Origin of the sequence: Rhodanobacter sp. A1T4, assembly GCF_014207185.1 — a bacterium.
GTDB lineage: Bacteria > Pseudomonadota > Gammaproteobacteria > Xanthomonadales > Rhodanobacteraceae > Rhodanobacter.
In genome coordinates, this window is the sequence record NZ_JACHCP010000031.1 from 1 (window position 1) to 1337 (window position 1337).

1 protein-coding gene is annotated in these 1337 nt (G+C 62.8%); it reads right to left on the minus strand.

All coding sequences use genetic code 11. From position 1 onward, the window contains the following. Positions 1–1337: type I polyketide synthase (locus HDE80_RS22005; RefSeq protein ID WP_184674459.1), on the minus strand; the 1337-nt coding region annotated here is incomplete at both ends.

Genomic DNA, 1337 nt, shown 5'->3' on the forward strand with positions numbered 1-1337 from the left:
CGCTCGCGCGCGAACGGGTATGTGGGCAGGCTGATACGCCGCGGTCGATGGGCGCCATACAGGCGCTGCCAGTCGAAGGCCAGCCCCTTCACCCACAAGTCCAGCAACTTGCCGTACTTGCCCTTCGCGACCCATGCCTCGACGATGGTGGCCATGTCCTCGTCAGACAGCGTGGCCAAAACGTCCTTGTTGCGTTTGACCTGGCCCCGATACAACTCGTCGATGGCGATATCGCCAGACAGATAGGCACTCAGTTTCTCGCGCAGCTCGTCCAGCGAGCTCACCACCAACCCCAGCCGCTCCTCCATCGCCTCACGCCCGACCTGCAGCGTGTAGGCCAGATCGGCCAGTGCGATGTCGGTATCCGACGTGATGGCGTGCAACAACTGCTGCACCTGTTCACGCAGCCGATCGTCATGACGCGCCGACAGCACGATCAGTGCAGGGCCGTTCGTTACTTGTGGCGCGACCGGCGCGACGTATTCCTCGATCACCACATGCGCATTCGCACCGCCTGCACCAAACGAAGAGATGCCCGCGATCCGCGGGCCTTCCCGCTTCACGCCATTCACCTCCACCATCGGCCGCGGCCACGGCGCCAGCGCCTGCTGCACCACGAATGGCGTGCCCTCAAAGTCGATATTCGGATTCAGAACACTCGAATGCAGGCTGGGTACCAGCTGCTGGTGTTTCAGCTGCAGCAATACCTTGGTCACCCCGGCAATGCCGGCCGCACTCTCGCAATGGCCGATGTTCGACTTGGCCGAACCGATCGCGCAGAACTGCGTATCCTGCGTCCAGTTCCGGAACGCCTTCGATAGCCCGGCGATTTCGATCGGATCGCCCAGACTGGTCCCGGTGCCGTGTGCCTCGATATAGCTCACCGCCCGTGCATCGATCCCACTCTCGCGCAGTGCCTGCTCGATCACCTTCGCCTGCGCGTTGGGATTGGGAACCGTATAACCGTTGGTCTTGCCGCCGTGATTGATCGCAGTGGCCTTGATCACGCCGTAGATGTGATCGCCATCGGCCTTGGCCTGCGCCAACGGTTTGAGCAGCACCGCGCCCACACCCTCACCGGGCACATAGCCTTCGCCGCCCTCGCCGAAGCTCTCGCAGCGGCCCTTGCCGGAGATGAACTTGCCTTGCGCCAGCATCAGGTATTTGTTCGGGTGCACCGACACGTTCACACCACCGGCGATCGCCACCGCACAGCCGCCGCGCTGCAGGCTCTGGCAGGCCAGATGAATCGCCGTCAGTGACGACGAGCACATCGTGTCCAGGGCCAGGCTTGGACCGTTGAAGTTGCAGTAGTACGAAATACGGTTCGCGATCGA